The sequence below is a fragment of the Moorena bouillonii PNG genome, from assembly GCF_001942495.1.
GTDB classification, from domain to species: Bacteria; Cyanobacteriota; Cyanobacteriia; order Cyanobacteriales; family Coleofasciculaceae; genus Moorena; species Moorena bouillonii.
Window position 1 is genome coordinate 6437937 of the sequence record NZ_MKZS01000001.1, and the last position, 21465, is coordinate 6459401.

Genomic DNA, 21465 nt, shown 5'->3' on the forward strand with positions numbered 1-21465 from the left:
TTATAGCCACTTCCGGCGCCGGGCGCCGTGGCCCGGCTACCAGCGGAACTCGGTGCGGGCGGTGGCCAGGGAGAGCCGCTCGAACAGGCTGCGGGCGCTCTCCGAGAGCAGGTAGGGAATCCGGATTTTCCGGCCGGTCTGGGAGCCTCCGGCGGTGTCGACCCGCAGGGCGGCCATCCGGTAGCGGCGGTCGATCGGGCTCTGGGTCAGCTCGACCACCTGGACCTTGGAGAAGCGGGCCGCCAGCACCCGGCGACTCCACCAACCGCTGCGATAGGCCACGAACTGCTCTCCCACCGCCCAGTTCATGCGCCGGTACGCCGGCGGCGCGGTCCCCAGCAGCAGCACGACCAGGGCGGCCCACAGCGGAACCGCCGGCCAACCCAGACCGTAGATCGCCGGAGCCAGCGGCAGCAGCGACACGAAGAAGCGGCGGCGCATCACCCGGCGTAGTCCCTTGGGGGCCAGCGCTTGCCAGTCCAAGCCTTCGAGCTCGATCTCCGGCTGGATCTCCCGCAGGACCGCCGGAAGCTGGTCCATGCGCACCAGCGGCGCGATGAGCTGGCGGTTGACATCGGGGCCCTCGCCATCCTCCTCGGACCCGCCGGCCCCGGCGGTTTCGACCCGCACCTCCGCCCGGCCGAACCACCGGTGCAGCAGCGAACGGCGAATCTGGATCAACTGCACCCGGTTGCGCGGCACCGTCGCCGAGATGCGGGTGAACAGGCCGTAGGAGGTCCGCAGGTCGTCCCCCGCCCGGGTCAGGGTGAAGCCGTAGAACTTGATCACCGCCCAGGCGACCGAGAAGATCCGCAGCAAGGTCAGGGCCGCGACGATCAGCCCGATCCAGGAGCTGATCATCACGGCCGGCGACGCCAGATGGTCGGGCATCACCCGTGTGAGGAGATCGCGGCTGAGATCCTGGGACCAGCGCGCCACGTCGCTCCAGGAGTCCTGAGCGTAGGACCAGGGCCCGGGCACGAGCCCCATGTAACTCGCCTGCCACCACAGGCCGAAGGCGGCGGCGACCAGTGCCATGCCCCGGTTGGAGATGAAACCGTAGACCGCCAGGTCCTTGAGCCCGAGGGCCAGCACGTCGTGGCGGCTCTCCCCTTCCAGCGAGGCTCCCGGGGCGTCGGCCGGCGACCCGGCCGGGCCCATGCCCGGCATCGATGCCGCTGCATCGAAGCCCGGGATCGTGGCGGTCTCGAGACCCGCTGAAGCGTCTACACCCGCGGCATCCGGGGCGCCCTCCAGCACCGCCAGCCGCTTCTGGCGGAACACCTGCCCCCGCAGTTCCTCGACCGCATCGAGAGAGAGCACCTTCATGTTTGCTTCCGGCTCCTGCCCGCCGGCGGTCTCGATCCGCACCTCGGCGACCCGGAACAGGCGATGGATCGGGTTCTGCGAGGTGTCGATGTTCTGGATACGGGTGTAGGGCACGTGGCGTTCATTGCGGGTCAGCACCCCCTCGCGAATCACCAGCTCATGCTCCCCCATCCAGTAGCGGAAGGTGAAGAAGCGAACCAACGACATGGCGATGACCGGCACGACGAAGATGCCGAACAACGCCTCGTAGTTGTTCCCCCGCGAAAGGAACAACACGAGGATGGCGGGAACCAGCAGGCGCCAGACCGCCGAGAGCGCCGCCAGCAGCGGCGAGAGGATGTGCAGCCGCCGTCCCGATCCTTCGGGTAGGGACTCAGACGGCATCGCCGCCGCCTCCCTCGGCGATCAGGTGATCGCGAATCGCGTAGGCGTCCTTCTCGGTCAACCCCGATAGGGAGATCGACGCGTGCTCGGTGCCGGCGGTGTAGATCACCAGGGTCGCGATGCCGTAGCTGCGTTCGATCGGCCCGCGATTGACGTCGGTGTGCTGCACCCGGGAACGCGGCACCTGCATCACCGAGCGCCAGACCACGCCCCGGCGGATCTCGATGCGGTCGTCGTCGACCCGGAAGAAGGTGTGGCGGTAGCGCAGCCTGGGCCAGGCGAAGGCCCACACGCCGAGCAGCAAGACGAAGCCGAGCCAGATCCCCGGGGGCAGCAGGCTCCACAGCCCGGGCGTGGCGCCGCCGAAAATCAACGAGATCACCACGATGAAGCTGATCAGGGAGAACACGCCGGCGGTGATCGCCGTACCGATGCGCCAGGCGGGAATCGCGCGGGGATCGAGCTTGTGGTCCTCACCGTCGAGGACGCCGGGCAGAGTCGCGCCGGCTGCCGCCGCTGCGGGATCCAAGGCGGGAGCGGTCTCTTCAGGCGGAGTTGGCGTGTGTTCGTTCAAGGCTGGCAGTCTACGCCGCCGGGCCTCGGAGCTTCAAGCCGGGGGGGGTCCCGAAGGGGTCGGGAACAGCAATCAGTGGCTGGTCATCATCTGGTCGAGCTTGACCGAGTCGTTGTCGCTCTGGGGGTAGAAGATGCCGCCGCAGACCGTGGTGTCGCTCTGGGTGGTGAGGCGCATCACGACCACATCTCCCTTGATCGCCAGGTTGCCGATGCGCAGCACCACGTTGTCCAGGTTGGTGCCGATACCCAGGCCGGGCAGCTCGTGTTCCAGCTCGAAGGAGATTCCGCCGACGCTGACGTCGCGGACACGCATCCGGCACTGGTGATCACAGGGACGCGGATAGCCGAACTCGATCCAGGCCTCGGACGCATCGAACTCGAAGCGGGGGTGCTGGCGGCGTTCCTTGGGTGCTGGCTGCATCTCGTACTCTCCGTCGTGTCCCTGGACGCAATATGGGGCCCGGGTAACAGGGAGGCACGCAGGCACAAGCCGACAACCCGGAAAGGGCCGCGAAACTGGCCACTTTTTCCGTTATTCCAGTCGTTTTTCGCGAATCCGGGCCGGTTCCGAGCCCTGATTCAGCGCTCCAACAGCTTGTCGATCGCGTCCTGGGAGAGCGGGTGATACCGCTCACGGGCCTGGTCGTAGATCTTGTCGGCGAACGCCTTGCCCTCGTCGGTCTTCACCAGGGCGCCGTACAGGGTGCGCAGGTACCAGGCCCGGCCGACCTCCAGCAGGAAGGCCTCGATCTTGGGGTAGGCCGGCTGATAGTTCGACTTGATCGCCCGCTCGTACCAGCGGAAGCGGATGTGCGGGTTGCCCGCGTCGGTGAAGCCGAAAGCCGCGTCCAGTTCGGCCAACCGCTCGGCCGGGATATCCGCCGGCAGGTCGCGAATGAACTTCAGGGTCTGGAGCGCCGGCCAGTCGGGAATCGGCAGAGCAGAGGTGGCAATCTCCCCGGCGAGCCAGCCGTCGAGGGCCGCCTGCACCGCATCCAGGGCGGCGGTGTTGATCTCGGGCATCGAGGGCAGCCCCGGCCCGTAGACCCAGGCGTCGACATCGACCTTCTCCGCGATCGACGGATCCTTGGCGATCAGCTCGGTGTTCATGTAGTCGAGGAACTTCTCGGTGGTCATCGACTGGAAGGCGAACTTGTCGAAGTAGCCGGCGAGGAACGGGTCGAAGGCGTCCCGGCCGGCGGCCTCTTCCAGGGTGCGCAGGAACAGGTAGCCCTTGGTGTAGGGCGGCCCGCTGGGAATCGCCTCGGGGTCCCGGCCGGCGAGCTCGGGACGCAGCCGGGTATCCGGGTTGTCCTCTCCCATGCTCTCGAGATCTTCGAGCAGGTCGTAGACATCCAGCTTGACCCGGGCCTCGGCGAAGTCCTTGCCGTAGACCCGTTCGACGATCCGCGCCTCGAAGTAGGTGGTGAATCCTTCGTTGAGCCAGAAGTCCGCCCAGGTCGCGTTGGTCACCAGGTTGCCCGACCAGGAATGGGCCAGTTCGTGAGCGATCAGCGAGTTGTTGGAACGATCGCCGGCGATCACCGTCGGCGTCAGGAAGGTCAGCCGCGGGTTCTCCATTCCTCCGAAGGGGAAGCTCGGCGGCAGCACGATCATGTCGTAGCGGTCCCAACGGTAGGGGCCGTAGAGCGATTCCGCCTCGACCATCATCTGCTCCACGTCACCGAACTCGTACTCGGCGGCGTCGGCCAGCGGCGGCTCGGCATAGACGCCGCTACGCGGTCCGAGAGAACGGAACTCCACGTCGCCGACCGCCAGCGCCAGCAGGTAGGCCGGAATGCGCTGCGGCATGCTGAAGCGATAGACCCCGTCGTCGGCCTTGATCATCGGGTTCTCGGCGCTCATCAGCGCCATCAACTCGACCGGCACCCGCACCGTGGCGTTGTAGCTGGTGCGCACTGCCGGTGAATCCTGGCAGGGAATCCAGGTACGGGCGAACACCGTCTGGGACTGAGTCAGCAAGAACGGGTGCTTGCCCCCTGCGGTCTGCTGCGGCGCGACCCAGGCAAGCGCGGTTGCCCCGGGGTCGCTCACGTAGTCGACGTGAACCACCTCGGTATCCGATTCGATGTCGACCACCAGCGCGGCGCCCAGGTACTCCCGATCTTCGCCGAGGGTCCAGGTGGTTTCGGCTTCGGCGGAACCGAGGGTCACCTTCTCGATGGTCAACTCATCGGTATCGAGCCAGAGCTTGTCCGCACCCGACTGATTCTTGATGTGCAGGGAAGCTCGTCCGGAGATCGTCTTGGCGTCGAAGTCGACGGTGAGGTCGAGATCCATGTGGTCGACCACGACTTCATCGGGACGGGCATATGAGTGCGGATCCGGCCCCGGCTCGATCGTGATCGACCCGCCGCAGCCCACCGCCATTGCCGTCAACACCAGAACCAGAATCCAGGACGCGTAACGCATGCTCGATCTCCGTGATTGATCCCCGAACCCTCGGATTCAAGCACCAACCGCCGACTACGGCAACCTGATTCCTCTCTGCGCCCGGGCCCGCGGGCGGGAATGCCCGGAACCCGCGACGGATTGCCTCAATTGCACCGTCTCGGGACCAGGGTTAGGCTGATTCGAAGCTTCGCGATCGTTCCCTCGGCAGCAGGGAGACAGTGGATGAACAGAGCCTCCGGCAACCGCACGTTCGAGGGGGACATTCGGCCCAGCCGGGTACCGCTGTTCCGCTTCGGGCGGCCGTCTCTTCCGTTCCCGCACTTCCTGAACTACCGCGAGCCGATCCGGATCCTCGACACCTTCTTCTGGCGCACCGACGCGTTGGCCGGCTCCGCGCGCCACAACCGCTACCTGGACGTACCCGGTTTCCCGCTGGTGCTGGTGACCCGCGAGCCCGCGGTGATCCGGTCGGTGCTTTCCGACACCGGCGACAAGGACGGCCAGTTCGACCGGGACACCTCCCCCTCCGCCGGGATCGCACGGGCCACCGGAGAGGACTCTCTGCTGTACGCCAACGGCCCGCTGTGGCGGCAGCAGAAGAAACTCGCCGCGCCTTCCTTCAGCCACTCGAGCCTGTTTCAGCCCGAGAAATTCCACGAGTTCGAACAGACCTTCCGCAAGACGGTCTCCGATCGATTGGACCTGCTCCGCGAGCGCCAGGCCGAAACCGGCGAGGTGGTCTCGCGAATCGCCCTCGAGCCCGAGATCAGCGTCGTCATGCTCGAGATGCTGATCAACAATTTCTTCGGAGGGAACACACGCTACGAGGAACTGCGCGATCGCTACGTCCCGTCGATGCTTCTGCTGATCGATCACATGGTGCGGGACACCATCGCCCACCGCCTGCGCCGGCCGTTCCACGTGCTCAGCGGCCGGGCGGCGAAGCTTCGACAGGCCCGGGCCGATTTCGAGGAGTTGACCGACATCGCCCTCGCCGGCCGCAGCGATGGGCTCGGCCTGTGGGCCCAGTTCAAGTCCGACGCGTCGGACGAGAAACTCCGCAGCAACATCCGCGTGTTCCTGGCCGGGGCGCTCGAAGCGACCACCTCATTCGCGAGCTGGGCGCTGTCCCATCTCGCCCGGGCGCCGGAGATCCAGGACCGGATCTTCGAAGAGGTGCGCGGCATCAACGTCTACGATCCCGACAACCTGGCCCAGGCAGCCACCCTGGGCCGGGTGCTGGAGGAGACCCTGCGACTCACGCCGTCGCTGTACTTCCTTCCCAGGCGCGCTTCCGTCGACACCTGGGTCGAAACCAAGGATGGACGCCGGCTGCGGATTCCCCGGGGCACCCACGTCGTCCTGGATGTGTGGCACGCCAACCGCTGCGAGGACTTCTGGGGCGAAGAGGTATCCGGAGCCCCGGCCGAAGCCTTCGCGCCCGAGCGCTGGGTCGAGCTCGCCGCCCGCGGCTATTCACCCAAAGACATCCTTCACTTCGGATTCGGCTACGGCCCGAGAGTCTGCCCCGGCAAGTTCCTCGGCCTGCTCGAGGTCGGGCTCGTCGTCGGCGCCTTCGTCAAGATCTTCCGCTTCACCGCCCCGAACCACCGACTCCAACCCAAAGCCGGCGTCTCGACCAAACCCGCAGACGGCGTCCTGGTCGACCTACAAGTAAGAGGCCACATCCTCTAGAAACCAACGCCCCTCCTCACGACCCGCCCCCCGCTTCTACCGAGCAGCGGCCTGTTCGAGCATCACGGTGCCGAGTGCCGCCGCGTTGACGATCAAATCCGCCCCGCCCTCGATGTAGCGCGCCGCCGACTGGGCGCCTTCGATCGGGAAGCACCCCATGCTCTTCACCCCGACTTGCGCCGACGCCTTCGGCAGATAGATCGCCTTGGTCGGTGAACGGGTCTCCTTGACTCCGGCGAAGAACTGCATGTCGAGTCCGTTGCCCAGGCCCACCTTGGATGAGCCGAGGCAAACCGAGACCCGGCCGCTCTTGTCCAGATCGAGTCCGACGGTGGCGAAGAAGTCGATCACCGCGTCGGTGCCCAACTCCTTGTTCAGGCCCGGCAGCTTGTTGGTGGCCATCGCGCCCTGCACCTTGAGGTTCTTGAGGCCATAGGCCGAGACGCGGATCTTGCCCTTCTTCGCGTTCGCCTTGGGATCCCCCTTGAGCATGCCGTATAGCTCGGTGTTCTTGACTGTGTCTACCGGGACCACCTCGTAGCCCCGCTCGGTAAGCATCGAGACGTAGCGGTCATAGACCGCGTCGACGATGAACTGGTAGATGTCGTCGTTCCCCAGGGTGAAGGTTGCCTGGGAGGTCTCGGTCTCCTTCCACCAGCGGTGCTCCCAGATCCAGCACTCCTCGGGGAAGCTCCCGTCCGCCCGGCGATCGTCATCGCCGCAATCCTTGCGATATCCCGAGTCAGCCATGTGGCGCACGCTGGTCACCGCCTCGTTGGAGGTCTTGTCGAACCTCAACTGGAAGTTGCCGATGGCGACCCGGGTCGGCATCGGCTCCTTGCGGCCGATGCCCTGGTTGTTGATGAAGAAGCCGCATTTCTTGCCGGCCTTGGCGATCGAACGATCGTCGCCGCTCCAGTCGACGCTGCAGCCCCCTTTCTTCCCCAGCTTGCCCAGCTTCTTGAGCAGTCCGGCTTCGGCAACGCCTCCCGTCCCGATCAACAGCGACAGGGTCAACGTCAGATGCATCCATCGTTTCATCGCGCTCTCTCCTCGATGCGAATCGGCCGGTTGCGGCGAGGCCATCCCCACGTTGCCGAACCGATGGTCGGAGAAGAGCTAGAACAAGATGAATGCCAACCGGCGTGGCGCCCGAAACCGCCTGTTTCGGCGCGTTCTCCGGCGGTCCCCGTTCGCGGGCTGCGGCTTTCCGGAGTTCGCCGGCGGCCGGACTGCGGAAACCCGGAGTCGAGCGGAGATCGCGCCGCCCCTCAGTTTGCGCGGATCGCCGCGACCCGCTTTTCGTAGACTTCGGCGGTCGCCGAATCTCCGAGCCTCCGCATCAGGAGGGCGTACTCCTCGAGGTTGATCGCGACGTAGGGATGGTCGGCGCCGAAGGCCCCCTCCAGAGAATCCTGAGCCCGCTGGAACAACCGCCGGGCTTCCTCGAGGGCTCCGGTGTCCCGCCGCAAGCAGGCCAGGTTATGAGTAGTGAACGCGGTATCCGGATGATCGGCGCCGTACAGCTCGGTCTTGATCGCGATGGTTTCGACGAACAGTGCCTCGGCCGGATGCCAGCGCTCCATACCCCGGTAGAGTTCGGCAAGGTTGTTCATCGTGACCAGGGTGTCCTGGTGGCGAACGCCCAGCTCCCGGCGTTGAAAGTCCAGCACCCGCGCGAACAGCGGCTCTGCCTGTTCCGCCTTGCCGAGTTGCCGGTAGATCTCGGCCAGATTGCCCGCTGTGCGGATCGTGTCCGGGTGATCTTCACCGACCACCCTGCTCTGAGACTCGAGACAGGCAGCATAGGTCTCGGCTGCGGCGGCGAATTCTTGCTTGCGGTACTGAAGCGCGGCCAGGTTGTTCATCGAACGCAGCGTGTCCGGGTGATCCTCGCCGAGCACCCGCCGCCGGGCGGCGAGCACATCGACATAGAGCGACTCCGCGGGTTTCAACTCACTGCGAGCCAGTTGAGCATTGGCCAGATTGTCCATGGCCAGCAGCACCTCGGGTGCGTCGGCGTCGAAGACCTCCCGGCGCAAGCGCAGGCTCTCATCGAAAACATCTCGCGCATCATCGTGGCGTCCGCGGGCCATGTGCATCAGGCCCAGGTTATTGAGTGAACTCAGAGTGTCGGGGTGCCGGGATCCGAGAACCCGACGACGGGCCGCCAGCACTTCGGTCAATACCGGCTCGGCGCCCTCGTAATCGCCGCTCTCCCACAGCATCACACCGACAGAGCTCCGCGCCTCGAGTGTGTCCGGATGGTCGTGACCGAATCGTTCAAGACGTTGAGCGAACGCCTCTTCGACCAGCGGCAGCGCTTCGCCGGGCAGGCCGAGCTTCCAGTAGGCGCGCCCCATGGCGTCCTGCAGGCTGGCCCGCACCTCGGGCTGTCCGGCGAGTTCCTGCTCGATGCGCTCCTGCCCACGGTCCAGCAGGGTGCGGGCACTGACCGACTCTCCCTGGGCGTTCTCCGGTCGTGCGGCGGCGAAGAGCTCCACCAGGAACTCGGCAACCTCGCTGCGGGCTGCTGCCTGCTGCTCCGCCCGGGCCTGGGCCCGCTGTGCGCGAACCGCCCAGTAGGTCGTACCGGCCAGGCCTATCAGGAGCGCCACCAACCCGGCGGCGACCGCCGCGACCAACGGGCGATGGGTCGCCGCGTAGCGAACCAACAGGTAGCGCACGGAAGGCGGACGAGCCTGAATCGGCTCCCCGGCGAGAAACCGGCGCAGGTCCCCGGCGAACTCGTTCATGCCTTCGTAGCGCTCTCCCTTGTCCTTGGCCAGGGCCTTGGCCACGATCCGCTCGATGTCGTCGTCGAGGCTTGCGACCTTGCGAGAGAGCGGCTGCGGCACCTCCTCGGCGATGCGGCGCAGCATCTCCGGGATGCTGGTGCGCTCGAAGGAGTGGGGCAGTTCGCCTGCGAGCAGCTCGTAGAGCACAACACCCAGGGAGTAGACGTCGGAACGGGTATCCAGCGCTTCGGGATCGGCACGCACCTGCTCAGGGCTCATGTAGGGCAGGGTGCCCAGCAGCTCTCCGACCTCGGTGCGGCGGGTCACCTGGAGTTCCGGATCAACCCAGCGAGCAATTCCGAAGTCAACGACGACAGGTCGGCCGTTGCCGTCGACCAGGATGTTGGCCGGCTTGAGGTCCCGGTGAAGAACCCCTCGCTGATGGGCATGCTGCACCGCTTCAGCGACACGAGCCACGAGCTGGAGCCGCTCCCTGATGGAGAGTCCACGCTCCCCGGTATGATCGACGATGCTCGTCCCTTCGACGTACTGCATCGCGATGAACGGCTCGCCTCCCGGCTCGTCCACATCGAGGACCCGGCCGCCGGCAGGATCGAACCGTCCCGCCTCGTAGACCCGGGCGATTCCGTCGTGCTCCAACCGCGCCAGCGTCCGCGCCTCGTGAACCAACCGCGCCCGGGCGTCGGCGTCGGCCGCCTCGGAGCGCAGCACCTTGAGCGCCACCGGACGGGTAGGCTCGGCCTGTTCGGCGAGGTACACCTCGCCGTAGGCGCCTCGTCCGAGACTCTGTAGAATGCGGTACGGTCCGATCTGCTCCAGCATCGGGCGGATTATCGTCGGTGGTGCGACCTTGTCAAAACCCGGATGGCTCCCTCAACTGATCCCCGCGTTGCGTGCGGTGCTCGCCGGCGGCTCCGACCCTGCCGAGATGCTGCGCCTGATCCTCGACGCCGCCGTGGAACAGACCGGCGCCAACCGGGGGGTGTTCGTCGAGGTCGCCCCGGATGAAGCGCTGGATTTCCGCGTCTGGCACCGGATGAAGCCGGAGTCGATGACCGGCCCCACCGGCGATTTCTCCCGCAGCATCTTCCGGGACGTGATCCGCCACAAACGGGCGGTCCTGCTGGACAACGCCGCGGAGACCGAGCGCTACGCCGACGTCGAATCGGTACGCGCCCTGCGGCTGATCTCGATTCTCTGCGTACCGCTCGAGACGGGCGATCAGGTCGGCGGCATCGTGCACCTGGAGAGCACCACCCCGGGGCATTTCACCGGAGAGCACAAGAGCCTCGTCGAGGCGATGCTGGAGGCCGCCGGGCCGGCCTACGGAGCGCTTCGCGCCGGCAGCGCCGTGCTCGAAGAGCGTGACGCCTTGCGCTCCTCTCTGGAACAGGAACGGTGTGACGCCGGAAACGTCTGGACATTTACCCGGTTCGTCGGTCGCGCTCCCGTGGTGCGCAAGCTGGAAGAACAGGTGCAGAAGGCTGCCCGCAGCCGCTTCCCGGTGTTGATCACCGGAGAGACCGGCACCGGCAAGGGCATCATCGCCCGGGTCCTGCACCACCAGGGAGCAACCGCAAACGGGCCCTTCGTCACCGTTTTCTGTCCGTCTCTCGAGAAGGGGCTGATCGAATCAGAACTCTTCGGCCATGTCCGCGGCGCGTTCACCGGAGCCGATCAGGATCGCCAGGGCAAGCTCGCCGCAGCCGAGGGAGGCACGCTATTTCTCGACGAGATCGGCGAACTGCCGGCCTACGTCCAGCCGAAACTACTACGCCTGCTACAGGAGAAGACCTACGAGCGGGTCGGCGAGACCCGGGAGCGCACCGCCGACGTGCGCATCGTCGCGGCGACCCATCGGGATCTTGAACAGGAGATCGAGCAGGGCCGTTTCCGCCGCGACCTGTTCGAGCGGCTGAACTTTCTGCCGCTGCGTTCCCCCGCCCTACGGGAGCGCCCGGAGGACATCCCGCTCTTGCTCCGCGACGCCCTCGACCGGATCGACGGCGGCCGCTGGATCGACTGGAACCAGGACGTGGCGGAGACACTGGCCTCCCTGGATCATCTCTGGCCCGGCAACGTTCGCGAGATCGAACAGATTGCCGCCCGACTCAGCATCGAAGACCACACCGGCCCGCTGGACTGGCCCACCCTGCGCAACGTGCTCGATGTAAAGGAAGACGCTCCCACCACACCAGAGTCGAGCGAGAGCGACCATCTGGACAAGGGCCTCCCCGAACTCATGCGCCGGACCGAACGCCAGTGGCTACAACGCGCCCTCGCCCAATACCCCGACCTCTCCCGCAAGGCCCTCGCCGACCGCCTGAAGATCAGCGAAACCACCCTCTACCAAAAACTAAAGACCCACGGCCTGACCTAGCTGCCTCCCACCCGCGAGGCTCCCTGCCCTTAGAAGCGCAAGGGTCGGGCCGGGGCGGTGGCCGTAGGGCGACTTCGAACAAGCCCCAAACTCACACTGAGACCCGGCACCGCCGAGGCGCAAACACCCCGCAAACCCAAACCGCCGAAAGAGCGAGTTCGTCGGAGCCCGTAGGCGACCGCCCCGGCCCGACCCGCCCGATCACTAAGGACAGGTCCCGCCGAGCACCTGGGGCAGATAGCAGACACCAGGGCCTGCTGCCGGAGCCGGACGCTCACCACTCGCACCGGCCCCCAGCGAACCCTCGCTGTAGCCGTCACGGCCGGCCAGCAGGAAGAAGCGGTCGCCGGTGCCGGGATCGAAGGTCATCGACCCGCTGGTGCCGAAGCCGCAGCTCATGGCGTCGGCCAAAGCCATGAAGGCAGATGGGATTGATGTTTGTAGTTTTAGCGCCGGAGAACCGGATTTTGACACTCCCGCTCATATTAAAGCAGCCAGTAAGCAAGCCCTGGATGAAGGAAAGACTAAGTATGGTCCAGCCGCTGGGGAACCGAAGCTAAGAGCTGCGATCGCAAATAAACTGCGCCATGAGAATAACCTGGATTACGATACACAGAACGTTATTGTCACCAACGGCGGTAAGCAATCCCTATTCAACTTGATGCTGGCTCTGATTGAAGTGGGAGATGAGGTGATTATTCCTGCTCCCTACTGGCTTTCCTATCCAGAAATGGTAAAGCTGGCTGGGGGCAAACCTGTGATTGTTCCTACAGATGCCACTCAAGGGTACAAAATTACACCGGCTCAGCTCCGTTCATCCATCACACCCCAAACTAAATTATTTATTCTCAACTCTCCGTCTAATCCCACCGGTATGGTTTATACTCCCGCAGAACTAAAAGCCTTGGCGGAGGTGGTGGTAGAGCAAGATATTCTGGTGGTTTCTGACGAAATTTACGAGAAAATTCGCTACGATGGGGCTCAACACCTTAGTATTGGGGCAGTAGGCTCAGAAATATTCAAGCGCACTATCATTAGTAATGGGTTTGCTAAAGCTTTTGCCATGACCGGCTGGCGTATCGGTTATATAGCCGGTCCAGTAGAGCTAATTAAAGCAATGACCACGATTCAAAGTCATAGCACCTCTAATGTTTGTACCTTTGCTCAGTATGGTGCGATCGCAGCTTTGGAAGGTTCCCTTGACTGTGTAGAACAGATGCGCCAAGCTTTTGCCCAACGGCGACAGGTGATGTTAGAGCGCCTCACGGCCATGCCTGGACTGACTTGTCTCAAGCCAGATGCTGCTTTCTACTTATTCCCTAACATTAGTCAAACGGGTTTAACCTCTTTAGAATTTTGCGATCGCTTACTCAGTTCCGAGCAAGTTGCTGCAATTCCTGGTATTGCCTTTGGTGCTGATGATTGTATCCGTCTGTCCTATGCTACGGATATGGCTTCCATTGAGAAGGGAATGGATCGGTTGGAAAAGTTTTTGCATCAAATCAATGGCCACGGATAAAATCCCGAGGCTTTTCATAGTTTTGTGATCACAATTTTGTGATCAGTTGTTGCCATTCTCGACAAACTTTGATATCTCTGTTCTGCTGTGCATCTAGCAACTTAGGTTTCAACCACGAGCAGGAAAACTACCACCGATGAAGTGAACATCACTGAAGGTTTCAATCCACAGACGAGCGCCACAAGCCAGTGGAGTGTCTGGCTGATATACAATCCTACACGGACCGAGGATTTCTACCTGGTTGCCGTATACATTGTTGCCACTTCGTTTTACTGAAATCACTGGCTTGCGCTCTTGAGGACTTTTGTTGATATTCGAGCCAATATGATTGCGGTTGACATTAATCTTGGCTAGAGCCGGAGTACGACTGGTACGCCATTTTCCTTTTGGTCCTCTAGTGCCTTTAATGATTTGGGGCAGATTGTTGAACAGGGGAATAATCCAGAATTTTCCACTTTTATAGGCACCTCGGACGCGACCCTTCTCTAGGAGTTGGCGCAATCGGCGAGGAGAAATACCTAAAAGAGATGCTGCTTCAGTAGTACAAACGCACTTGTTCATTTCTGGATTTGAAAAACTATACCTATAACACTATTATAATTTCAAAGCGCCCTTAGTGTCAAACGTCTAGTAAACTCAGCTATAAGTAATGGTTAAGTAATGGTGATTATTAATAACTAACTTTAACGGTAGAGTTATAGCCTAAGTCGCTCAGAATGGATATTAGTGCCAAACTTCAAGTAAACCCATAAGCCCAATACCACTAAGCGGGTCAGTATTGGGCTTCTGAAGTTAATTAGTTTGGATTAATGTCAGAATACTGTAAACACTCAAGCTAATCGTTGAGTCCAGCTCAACAAGCGTGAGACAATCCCTGTGGCTAGGTTATGGCTCGACTCTTGGGAATCGTCGGGAAAAATATAACCCACTGGTACCACAATCAGAGTAATGCCCCGCCGACCAACAACTGTAACTGGGTCTTCAGGTTCAAGGGTGACTTGAAAATCGGAGCATACTTCTGCTGGCCAGTAAGTTGCTTTATACTTGACTCGTCCTGGCTTATGAGGGGTAATTGTCTTTTCTACCTTGCCAGTGCCAGGCTCTGAGAATAGGTTCATCTCTTCCATGGTGGGGTTTTTAGTTGATTCCATTTGCTGCAAGCTCCCTCAGCTTTACCTTACCTTTAAACTCTACTTTCCTTCTTTAAAGCCTGGTGAGGTATCCCATGCCACTATTTAAACCTGTACACAATTCCGTGGTAGTTAGGGTCTGAGCAAGATTCGGCTTTAATCCTAACTCTGTCTACTATTGAACCGTGCTATGCCTAAGGTGATAGGTCCTTCTTTCCATAGACAGTTGCTTAACTGGCAACTTCTCCACCTAAAGAATTAGGGCAAAAGCTTCCAGGTATGGATGATAGCGAGTTGCATTCAAAGAGATTAAATTGGTTGGATAGGGAGATGGGGAGATGGGGAGATGGGGAGATGGGGAGATGGGCGGAAGAGAAAGTTGTACCTTTGACCGCAACTTGGTATGAATATAGAAAATTCAAAAGCGATGCAGCCCAACTCCCTGGGAGTTGAGTCCTGTGCCCTTTCCGCATCTAATTATTAAATTCGCCACGGGTCGCACCGCTCCCTACTCCCTACTCCCATTAACCCAAGACTAAAGTACCTGACCCTATTGAGAACTGCTATTAATGATAAATGACAAACAAGAATACCATATATCTTTTGTAGTCCTGATTTCCGCAGTGGCTGCCATTGGTGGTTTTTTATTCGGTTTCGATAGTGCAGTGATTAATGGCACCATTACAGCACTGCAAAAAGCCTTTAACTCCACTAGCGTCGGGACAGGATTCTCAGTATCTTCGATGCTGCTAGGTTCTGCAGTTGGGGCGTTTTACGCTGGACAGATGGCAGATTGGTATGGCCGCAAAAAGGTGATGCTAATGACTGCTGCTTTATTTACGATCAGTGCCATTGGCTCTGGTATAGCAATCGGTATCTGGGATTTTGTAGTCTATCGACTGGTGGGTGGCATTGCTGTGGGTGCCGCTAGTGTAATTAGTCCAGCTTACATCGCAGAGGTTTCTCCAGCTCACCTGCGGGGAAGGTTAGGTTCTCTGCAGCAATTGGCCATTGTTATTGGTATTTTTATTGCTTTTGTCAGCAACTACTTGATTGGTATGGCTACCGGTTCAGCAGAAGCACCACTTTGGTTTTCTATACCGGCTTGGCGCTGGATGTTCTGGATGGAGCTTATTCCAGCAACTGTTTATTGGGTGGGGGCTTGGTTTATTCCGGAATCTCCCCGCTTTTTGGTCTCTATTGGCCGCTTGACAAAAGCTGCTGCTGTTTTCGCCAAGATTGAGAGTGGTGATGTCCAAGCCAAGGTCTTGGAAATTCAGCAAACAGTTCTCAAGGAGCGCAAGCCTAAACTGTCTGATCTGATTGGTAAAAATGGTATGCTGCTTCCCATTGTCTGGCTAGGCATGGGGCTATCTATCTTCCAACAGTTTGTGGGCATTAATGTAGTATTCTACTATGGTAATGTGTTATGGCAAGAGGTAGGGTTTTCAGAAGGGGATTCCCTGCTAATTAATGTGATTACTGGCGCTATTAATCTTCTTACTACCCTTTTAGCGATCGCATACATCGACAAATTTGGACGCAAACCCCTTCTGCTGATCGGGTCTATTGGGATGACCTTGACTTTGGGGATAATGGCATTTATTTTCACTTTTGCCCACTTTGATAGCGCTGGTGAATTGATTCTGACTCACTCTCAAGGGATTGTCGCCCTCTTAGCTGCTAACCTCTATGTGTTCTGCTTTGGCTTTTCCTGGGGACCAGTAGTCTGGGTAATGCTAGGGGAAATGTTCAACAACCAGATTCGAGGCTCTGCACTGTCTGTTGGTGCTTCTACTCAATGGCTGGCCAATTTTTTCATTACCATGACCTTCCCCATTCTCCTGACTAGATTTGGTTTAGGTACTGCTTATGGTCTTTATACCGTTGCTGCTGCTATCTCCTTTTTCTTAGTTGTTTTGGCAGTTCGGGAAACCAAAGGTAAGGAACTTGAAGCAATGTGATCTTAAGTATTCAGCTATCAGCTATCAGCTATCAGTTATCAGCTTATGAGCTATGAGCACGCTAATTAAGCTGCTTAGGTTTCTTTTATTCTGACGGCACCTGAAGTAGCGTGAGCCATTCGCGTAGCGTGGCTCAAAGGCCAATGTTCACGGCTGACCACTGAATGCTTACAATAAAACAGGTAAGCATTGGTTTAATCTCAGTGAAGTCACAGGCTGGAAGCCTGTGCCACAAAGCTGACCGCTGATAGCTGACCGCTGATAGCTGAATACTATCAATATTACTCCTCCTGTTGTTGCTCCTGGTCATCTTCTTGTTTTAGCTCCTGTTCTTTATCTTGTGTTTGCTCCTGCTCATCTTCTTGTTTTCCGTCCTGTTTGCCCTCCTCTTCTTCCTTCTGTTTTTCCTCATATTCTTTCAGGAGTTGAGCAACTCGCTTCTGAATCTCTAGGTGCTTTTCTACACCTTCATAGGTATAACGGTTATAACCATTATTGTCGATTGTAGCTTCCAAATTATTAATCCGTTCTTTAGTTTCTGGGTGGGTTGAAAGCCAAGGAAATAATGGTTTTGGTCCACCTTGATCATGCAGGGTAATCATCAAATTGCGCAATCCATCTGCTGCATAACCACTAGCCGCAAGAATTTTAGTTCCTAAATCATCAGCCTGACGTTCCATATTCCGGCTATAGTTAAGTACAATTAAATTAGCAGCAGTGCCACCATAGGGGATAAATTGGGCAATGTTAGCAGTCAAGTTACCTTGAGTGACTAACTGGAAACCGTGGGATAACACAGCATGGGATAGTTCATGAGCCAGTAAACCAGCTAATTCTGCTTCGGACTTGGTTTTTAGGATAGCCCCAGCGTTGATAAATATTTTACCTCCTGGTAGAGCAAAAGCATTGAGTTGGTCATCCATAACTACATAAAACTCGTAGTTAAACTCATCGCGACCTGTTACCTTGGTAAGTTCATTTCCCATTTCCCGCACATACTCCAGCACTTCTTCGTCTTCTAGCATCGGTAATTGCTTTTGTGCTTGCTTAGCAATTCTTTTCCCAATGCCTGATTCTCCCTGAAGCATTAATACAGTTGACTCTATTGCCGACAGGGGACCAAAGAGATTACCAGTAAAAACATAACCTAATGTTCCAGTAATCACATTCATTATTGTATTACCGGTCATTTCATTCCGGAGATGGGAAATGTGGCGGTCTAGATGCTGATCAGCGAGCTGAAGAAACTCTTCCGATTGAGGATTATCAGTATTAAACAGGGCAAATTCACGAGCTACCAGAGATGCTTCAAACCAATTTTCTGAGTCTGCTAGCATTGCCATAGTTACCTTGATTAATTCCGGCTCATTGGGATATAGATTTTTAGCTTGCGTTAAAACTACTAAGGCTTCATCAAGTCGCTCATAATCTTTTAGAGCTTGAGCGTAGCGTATATGACCGGGAATAAATTCTGGTTGCCGCTCTACTAAAAACTTGAGGGGAATCAGAATTTTACTTTCTAAATTCTTTTCTAACCCTGACTCATAGTTACGCCAGTACACTCCACCAGCGGGAGAGAGTTGAGCGGTGTCGTAAATTGCTAATGGTAGCTCTTGAACTGGTTCTGGATTATCAAAAGGATTCTTTACTTCACGATATAGTTGTTCAGCACCAATTATATCTCCACTTAGATAAAGTCTATCCGCTTCAATAAGTTTTTGCTGTTTGGCCAGTTCTTCTGGGCTGAGTTCTTCAGCTTCTGCTTCCAGGTCGTTTTCTTCAGCGTCAACAGCCGTTGTGGTTTCTTCTTTCTCTACCTCTGTATCTTTGGTATCTGTATCTTTGGTATCTGTATCTTTGGTATCTGTATCTTTGGTATCTGTATCTTTGGTATCTGTATCTTTGGTATCTGTATCTTTGGTATCTGTATCTTTGGTATCTGTATCTTTGGTATCTGTATCTTTGGTATCTGTATCCGCAGTTTCTGAGTCTATTGTAGGTACTGTTGTCGTAGAAGTGTCTGTTTCTGGAAGCTCCCTATCTACTAAGGTATGTTGCTGCTTAGTGTCTTCAGTGGAATTATCCGGTAATGGCACTTCTATATCTATAGGATTTCTAGGTATAGGTATACCAGTATCGGAAGTTTCGGTAGGGGCATCGGTAGTCGGTGATTCAGTCTCAGATATATCCCTTGACCTAGAAACATCTGTATTATCTGACATGTCAGAAACCTCAGTAGCCCCTAAATGTGAGACAGTTAGAGGTTCACTACTGTGTTGGGTTGGTTCCCATTCCCCGGTTTTGGGAGACTCAGCTAAGGCAGTTGAAGGTTCACCCGCCATTAGGATTCCTGACAAAATTAGCAGTAAATTTCCAAAACGTTTCATAATTAAATTGTCGGTATTGACTAGAACGGCATATGGATAGAACTAGAAACTAGACGGGTGCATCTCCTAAAAGCTGTTTGACACCGTGGTGCGTTACGGGCAGCAACATAACCAAGGGCATGAGGCAGAAAATGATGCCCCCCCTAACGCACCCTACTGGCTAGATTTTAGGGAACTAGAGGTCTAATATACCCAAGCTTAGATCAGGTCATGGCGTCAGGTCATGAGCGGGTGATAGGTAAGCCTCTCACCACTTGTTATTGTTCACAAATAAATTCTCATTGCTAGATAGTATAAATATACGTTATTTTACTGATTACCGATACTCAGAATTGGGCTATGTTCATCAAATGAAATAAATTCCGATAGGGAGTTATATAAATCCAGTTCAACACGGTGGCTTTTTACTCGGCTACAAGAATACATTTAAATACATTTACTGTTAATAACCTAAGACTGGTCTCCTCAATCAGATCGTGTTAAATTACTTTAGTAGTGTTATCGGTAGAGTTATTGGTAGTGTTTATAGTCCAGTAGTTATCGCTCGATAGTAATTATAGTTACCAATTACCAATTTACCTATACCAATAATCCTAAAATAATTGCGATAATTTTTGTTCCCTTTTCCCTTTTCCCTACTCCCGTCTTGATGCAAAGCGCGAGTGGGGGAAACCCCCAAGACCGCGCTGCATCGCTACTCCCTGTTCCCAGATCCGCTGTTCCCTGTTCCCTTTGGTTTAGCTTGACAATCCCCATGCTCTCAAACAAGATATTAGTTATCTGATTTTAACTAGTCTATCAGTAATTTCTCAGGTTGTTCTGTCAAACTGATAATCAGTAATATTAATATAAATAATCCTACAAAGACTGATGAAGTTCCCCAGCCGTTTGCTGGAAAAATTCTTGAATAACTACTACCATTATCTTGATTTACGTTCCCTACGGGTAAGACTAACCTTAGGAATTGCCGCTGTTTCAGCCTTAGGTATGGGGAGTTTGGCAATTTGGACCAGCTGGAAAATGCAGGATATTCTGGTTTCCACTCACAAACAGAGTATTAGTTATATTGCAGAGCGCTTCCCCCAGGATGTGGAAATCTATAGCGATATGGTTACCATGGAAACTGGAATCCAAAAAGCAATTGATAAACTCAGCAATAGTAACACCCTACTCTGGGTAAAGCATCCCAAAGATGGTATTGTTGCTCAATCTGAAGCGCTAGAGGTGATTGAAACTCTGACTTCTCCAAAGTATTTGCCACAGATACCGCCCATGCCGGAAGTCTTGGAAGTAAATGGCAGCTACTGGGTGGTTTGCGGCACTACTTTGGAAGTTAAGCAATCCAATCTTGGTAAGTTTTACATTGCCCAAGACATTACTAGTGATCAAAAGATGTTTTTGCAGCTGATCCGGAGTCTGGGGATTGCTACAGCATTTGCTATTGGAGGAATGTGTATTGCGATCGCATTCTATATTAAGCGATCGCTCCAACCACTACAGATGATGAGTCAGCTAACTGAGAGTATTTCTGCTGATGATTTGGGGGATGTGCAAATACAGCTCGATAATGCTCCGACTGAAGTTAGAGAATTGGCACAAACCTTTGAAGAAATGCTCGTGCGTCTGAATGATGCCTTAGAAAATCAACGGCAATTTGTTAGCAATGTATCCCATGAATTGCGCACTCCTTTAACCTTAGTCTCTGGCTATGTCCAAAGTACCTTACGTCGCGGTGCTAATTTGACTCCACCTCAGCGCGAAGCCCTAGAAATTGCTTCTTCAGAAGCTGACCGCACCGTGCAAATGTTGCAGGATTTACTGGATTTGGCACGTGCCGATAGTGGTCATATACACTTCAATCTAGAAACCTTTGTCCTAGATGACTTGGTCCAAGAGGTGGCTGAGATGGCAAGACAATATAGTAAGCGAGTAATTAAAGTTGAGAGTAATAAACCTGGGATTTGGGTAAAAGCTGATATCAATCGCCTCAAACAAGTCTTACTGAATTTGATTGATAATGCCGTCAAATACTCTAGTGTCGATAAACCAGTCACTGTTAAGTTAACTCAGGTGGATGGCCGTGGCAGAATTGAGGTCTGTGATCGTGGTATTGGTATTCCTTTAAAACAACAAGCCCGTATTTTCGACCGCTTCTATCGGGTCGATGAAACTAGAACTCGTTCTACCGGTGGCGCGGGTTTGGGTCTATCCATTGTCAGGACTTTGGTCGAGGGGATGGGGGGGAGTGTCAAAGTGCGATCGCAGTTAAACCAAGGCAGTATATTTACGGTTTGTTTACCCTTACAGTGCTAGGAGATACTGCCGGGCATCAGGAATTTAGTATAGCTATTTTATTATCGGTAGAGTTTTGCTGAAGATGTTGCTATTGTTGTGATTTTTAGCTGTACCAGATGATATAGGATTAAGCATTAAAGTTAGGATATTGTATCAACTTTTGCACCCATGCCTCTTGCCTATTGCCTTGCCCATGATGACATGAATTTGCCCACCCTACCCCGATTCGAGGGATTCTACGCAAGCTTAAGTAGGGTGGGCAAATCGACAGTATTCGAGTACTAATGGTCAGATGCACAGTATTTGCCCACCCTACCACTCGCTGAGTTTGTTTATAAGAGGTCGCTGCGCAATGCGCCCAGCGCCCAAAAAAAGTTCTATTACAATCAATGGCTCTACAAATTACGACTGTCGAGTTTACCACTTATTTATGGATTTTCGGTGGTTAATTGGTCCCGTACCCGGTGAAATTCTTTTCCTTTAACCGGCTTTGCCTTCGGTTTAATTTATTTGTTTAAGATACTGCCAAGGTCAGGGTGATGTTATGGATAATCAACCCCCAATCCCCATCCCCAGTTGGTCTTTCGGGGTGTTACCAATTGCGGTGCGAAAGACGATCAAGAGTGAGGAGA

General features: G+C 56.3%; 17 protein-coding genes. 6 read left to right on the forward strand and 11 right to left on the reverse strand.

Features of this window, described 5'->3' with window-relative positions; translation table 11 throughout:
- Positions 1-36 precede the first annotated feature (36 nt).
- The 4 genes from BJP37_RS26220 to BJP37_RS26235 form a co-directional block, all read right to left on the reverse strand.
- The gene (locus BJP37_RS26220; RefSeq protein ID WP_075903242.1) at positions 37-1713 is read right to left on the reverse strand and encodes a PH domain-containing protein; all 1677 of its coding nucleotides are present in this window, start codon (positions 1711-1713) and stop codon (positions 37-39) included.
- The gene (locus BJP37_RS26225) at positions 1703-2287 is read right to left on the reverse strand and encodes a PH domain-containing protein (protein WP_158069787.1); all 585 of its coding nucleotides are present in this window, start codon (positions 2285-2287) and stop codon (positions 1703-1705) included. Before BJP37_RS26225 ends, BJP37_RS26220 begins: the two co-directional genes overlap by 11 nt.
- 72 nt (positions 2288-2359) lie before the next feature.
- Complete coding sequence (locus BJP37_RS37475) at positions 2360-2710, reverse strand: PilZ domain-containing protein (RefSeq protein ID WP_143727805.1); 351 nt, start codon at positions 2708-2710, stop codon at positions 2360-2362.
- Between the two features lie 158 nt (positions 2711-2868).
- Positions 2869-4722, reverse strand: a complete 1854-nt coding sequence (locus BJP37_RS26235) for a M1 family metallopeptidase (protein ID WP_081431339.1) — start codon at positions 4720-4722, stop codon at positions 2869-2871.
- A gap of 204 nt (positions 4723-4926) precedes the next feature.
- Here BJP37_RS26235 and BJP37_RS26240 point away from each other — a divergent pair, with 204 nt between their 5' ends.
- Positions 4927-6399, forward strand: a complete 1473-nt coding sequence (locus BJP37_RS26240; protein WP_075903250.1) for a cytochrome P450 — start codon at positions 4927-4929, stop codon at positions 6397-6399.
- A gap of 36 nt (positions 6400-6435) precedes the next feature.
- On the opposite strand, the gene BJP37_RS26245 is transcribed toward BJP37_RS26240, so the two are convergent.
- The gene (locus BJP37_RS26245) at positions 6436-7440 is read right to left on the reverse strand and encodes a hypothetical protein (RefSeq protein WP_075903252.1); all 1005 of its coding nucleotides are present in this window, start codon (positions 7438-7440) and stop codon (positions 6436-6438) included.
- Between the two features lie 230 nt (positions 7441-7670).
- Complete coding sequence (locus BJP37_RS26250) at positions 7671-9980, reverse strand: serine/threonine-protein kinase (RefSeq protein WP_075903254.1); 2310 nt, start codon at positions 9978-9980, stop codon at positions 7671-7673.
- Here BJP37_RS26250 and BJP37_RS26255 point away from each other — a divergent pair.
- Complete coding sequence (locus BJP37_RS26255) at positions 9952-11538, forward strand: sigma-54-dependent Fis family transcriptional regulator (RefSeq protein ID WP_075903256.1); 1587 nt, start codon at positions 9952-9954, stop codon at positions 11536-11538. The two genes, BJP37_RS26250 and BJP37_RS26255, sit on opposite strands and share 29 nt — an antisense overlap.
- Before the next feature lie 204 nt (positions 11539-11742).
- Here the strand turns inward: BJP37_RS26255 and BJP37_RS37480 are convergent, their stop codons facing one another.
- Complete coding sequence (locus BJP37_RS37480) at positions 11743-11955, reverse strand: hypothetical protein (protein WP_143727806.1); 213 nt, start codon at positions 11953-11955, stop codon at positions 11743-11745.
- Between BJP37_RS37480 and BJP37_RS26260 the strand changes: the two genes are divergently transcribed.
- A complete protein-coding gene (locus BJP37_RS26260; protein WP_075903258.1) occupies positions 11936-13057 on the forward strand; it encodes a pyridoxal phosphate-dependent aminotransferase in 1122 nt (373 codons plus the stop codon). The genes BJP37_RS37480 and BJP37_RS26260 overlap by 20 nt on opposite strands.
- A 108-nt stretch (positions 13058-13165) precedes the next feature.
- On the opposite strand, the gene BJP37_RS26265 is transcribed toward BJP37_RS26260, so the two are convergent.
- Entirely contained in the window at positions 13166-13618 is a 453-nt protein-coding gene (locus BJP37_RS26265) for a helix-turn-helix domain-containing protein (RefSeq protein ID WP_075903260.1), read from the reverse strand.
- A 269-nt stretch (positions 13619-13887) separates the two neighbouring features.
- The gene (locus BJP37_RS26270) at positions 13888-14208 is read right to left on the reverse strand and encodes an NfeD family protein (protein WP_075903262.1); all 321 of its coding nucleotides are present in this window, start codon (positions 14206-14208) and stop codon (positions 13888-13890) included.
- Between the two features lie 309 nt (positions 14209-14517).
- Here BJP37_RS26270 and BJP37_RS43965 point away from each other — a divergent pair, with 309 nt between their 5' ends.
- Together BJP37_RS43965 and BJP37_RS26275 are read left to right on the forward strand one after the other, a co-directional pair.
- The gene (locus BJP37_RS43965) at positions 14518-14640 is read left to right on the forward strand and encodes a hypothetical protein (RefSeq protein ID WP_269087072.1); all 123 of its coding nucleotides are present in this window, start codon (positions 14518-14520) and stop codon (positions 14638-14640) included.
- Between the two features lie 116 nt (positions 14641-14756).
- A complete protein-coding gene (locus BJP37_RS26275) occupies positions 14757-16151 on the forward strand; it encodes a sugar porter family MFS transporter (protein ID WP_075903263.1) in 1395 nt (464 codons plus the stop codon).
- Between the two features lie 281 nt (positions 16152-16432).
- On the opposite strand, the gene BJP37_RS26280 is transcribed toward BJP37_RS26275, so the two are convergent.
- Positions 16433-18538 carry a M48 family metallopeptidase gene (locus BJP37_RS26280; protein WP_075903265.1) on the reverse strand — a complete coding sequence of 702 codons (2106 nt, stop codon included), beginning with the start codon at positions 18536-18538 and terminating at the stop codon, positions 16433-16435.
- A gap of 579 nt (positions 18539-19117) precedes the next feature.
- Positions 19118-19294 (reverse strand): hypothetical protein, encoded by a 177-nt coding sequence (locus BJP37_RS40115; RefSeq protein WP_158069789.1) that lies wholly within the window; start codon positions 19292-19294, stop codon positions 19118-19120.
- 114 nt (positions 19295-19408) lie between these two features.
- Here BJP37_RS40115 and BJP37_RS26285 point away from each other — a divergent pair, with 114 nt between their 5' ends.
- Positions 19409-20851, forward strand: coding sequence for a sensor histidine kinase (locus tag BJP37_RS26285; RefSeq protein WP_075903267.1), 1443 nt, complete (start codon positions 19409-19411; stop codon positions 20849-20851).
- Positions 20852-21465 lie beyond the last annotated feature (614 nt).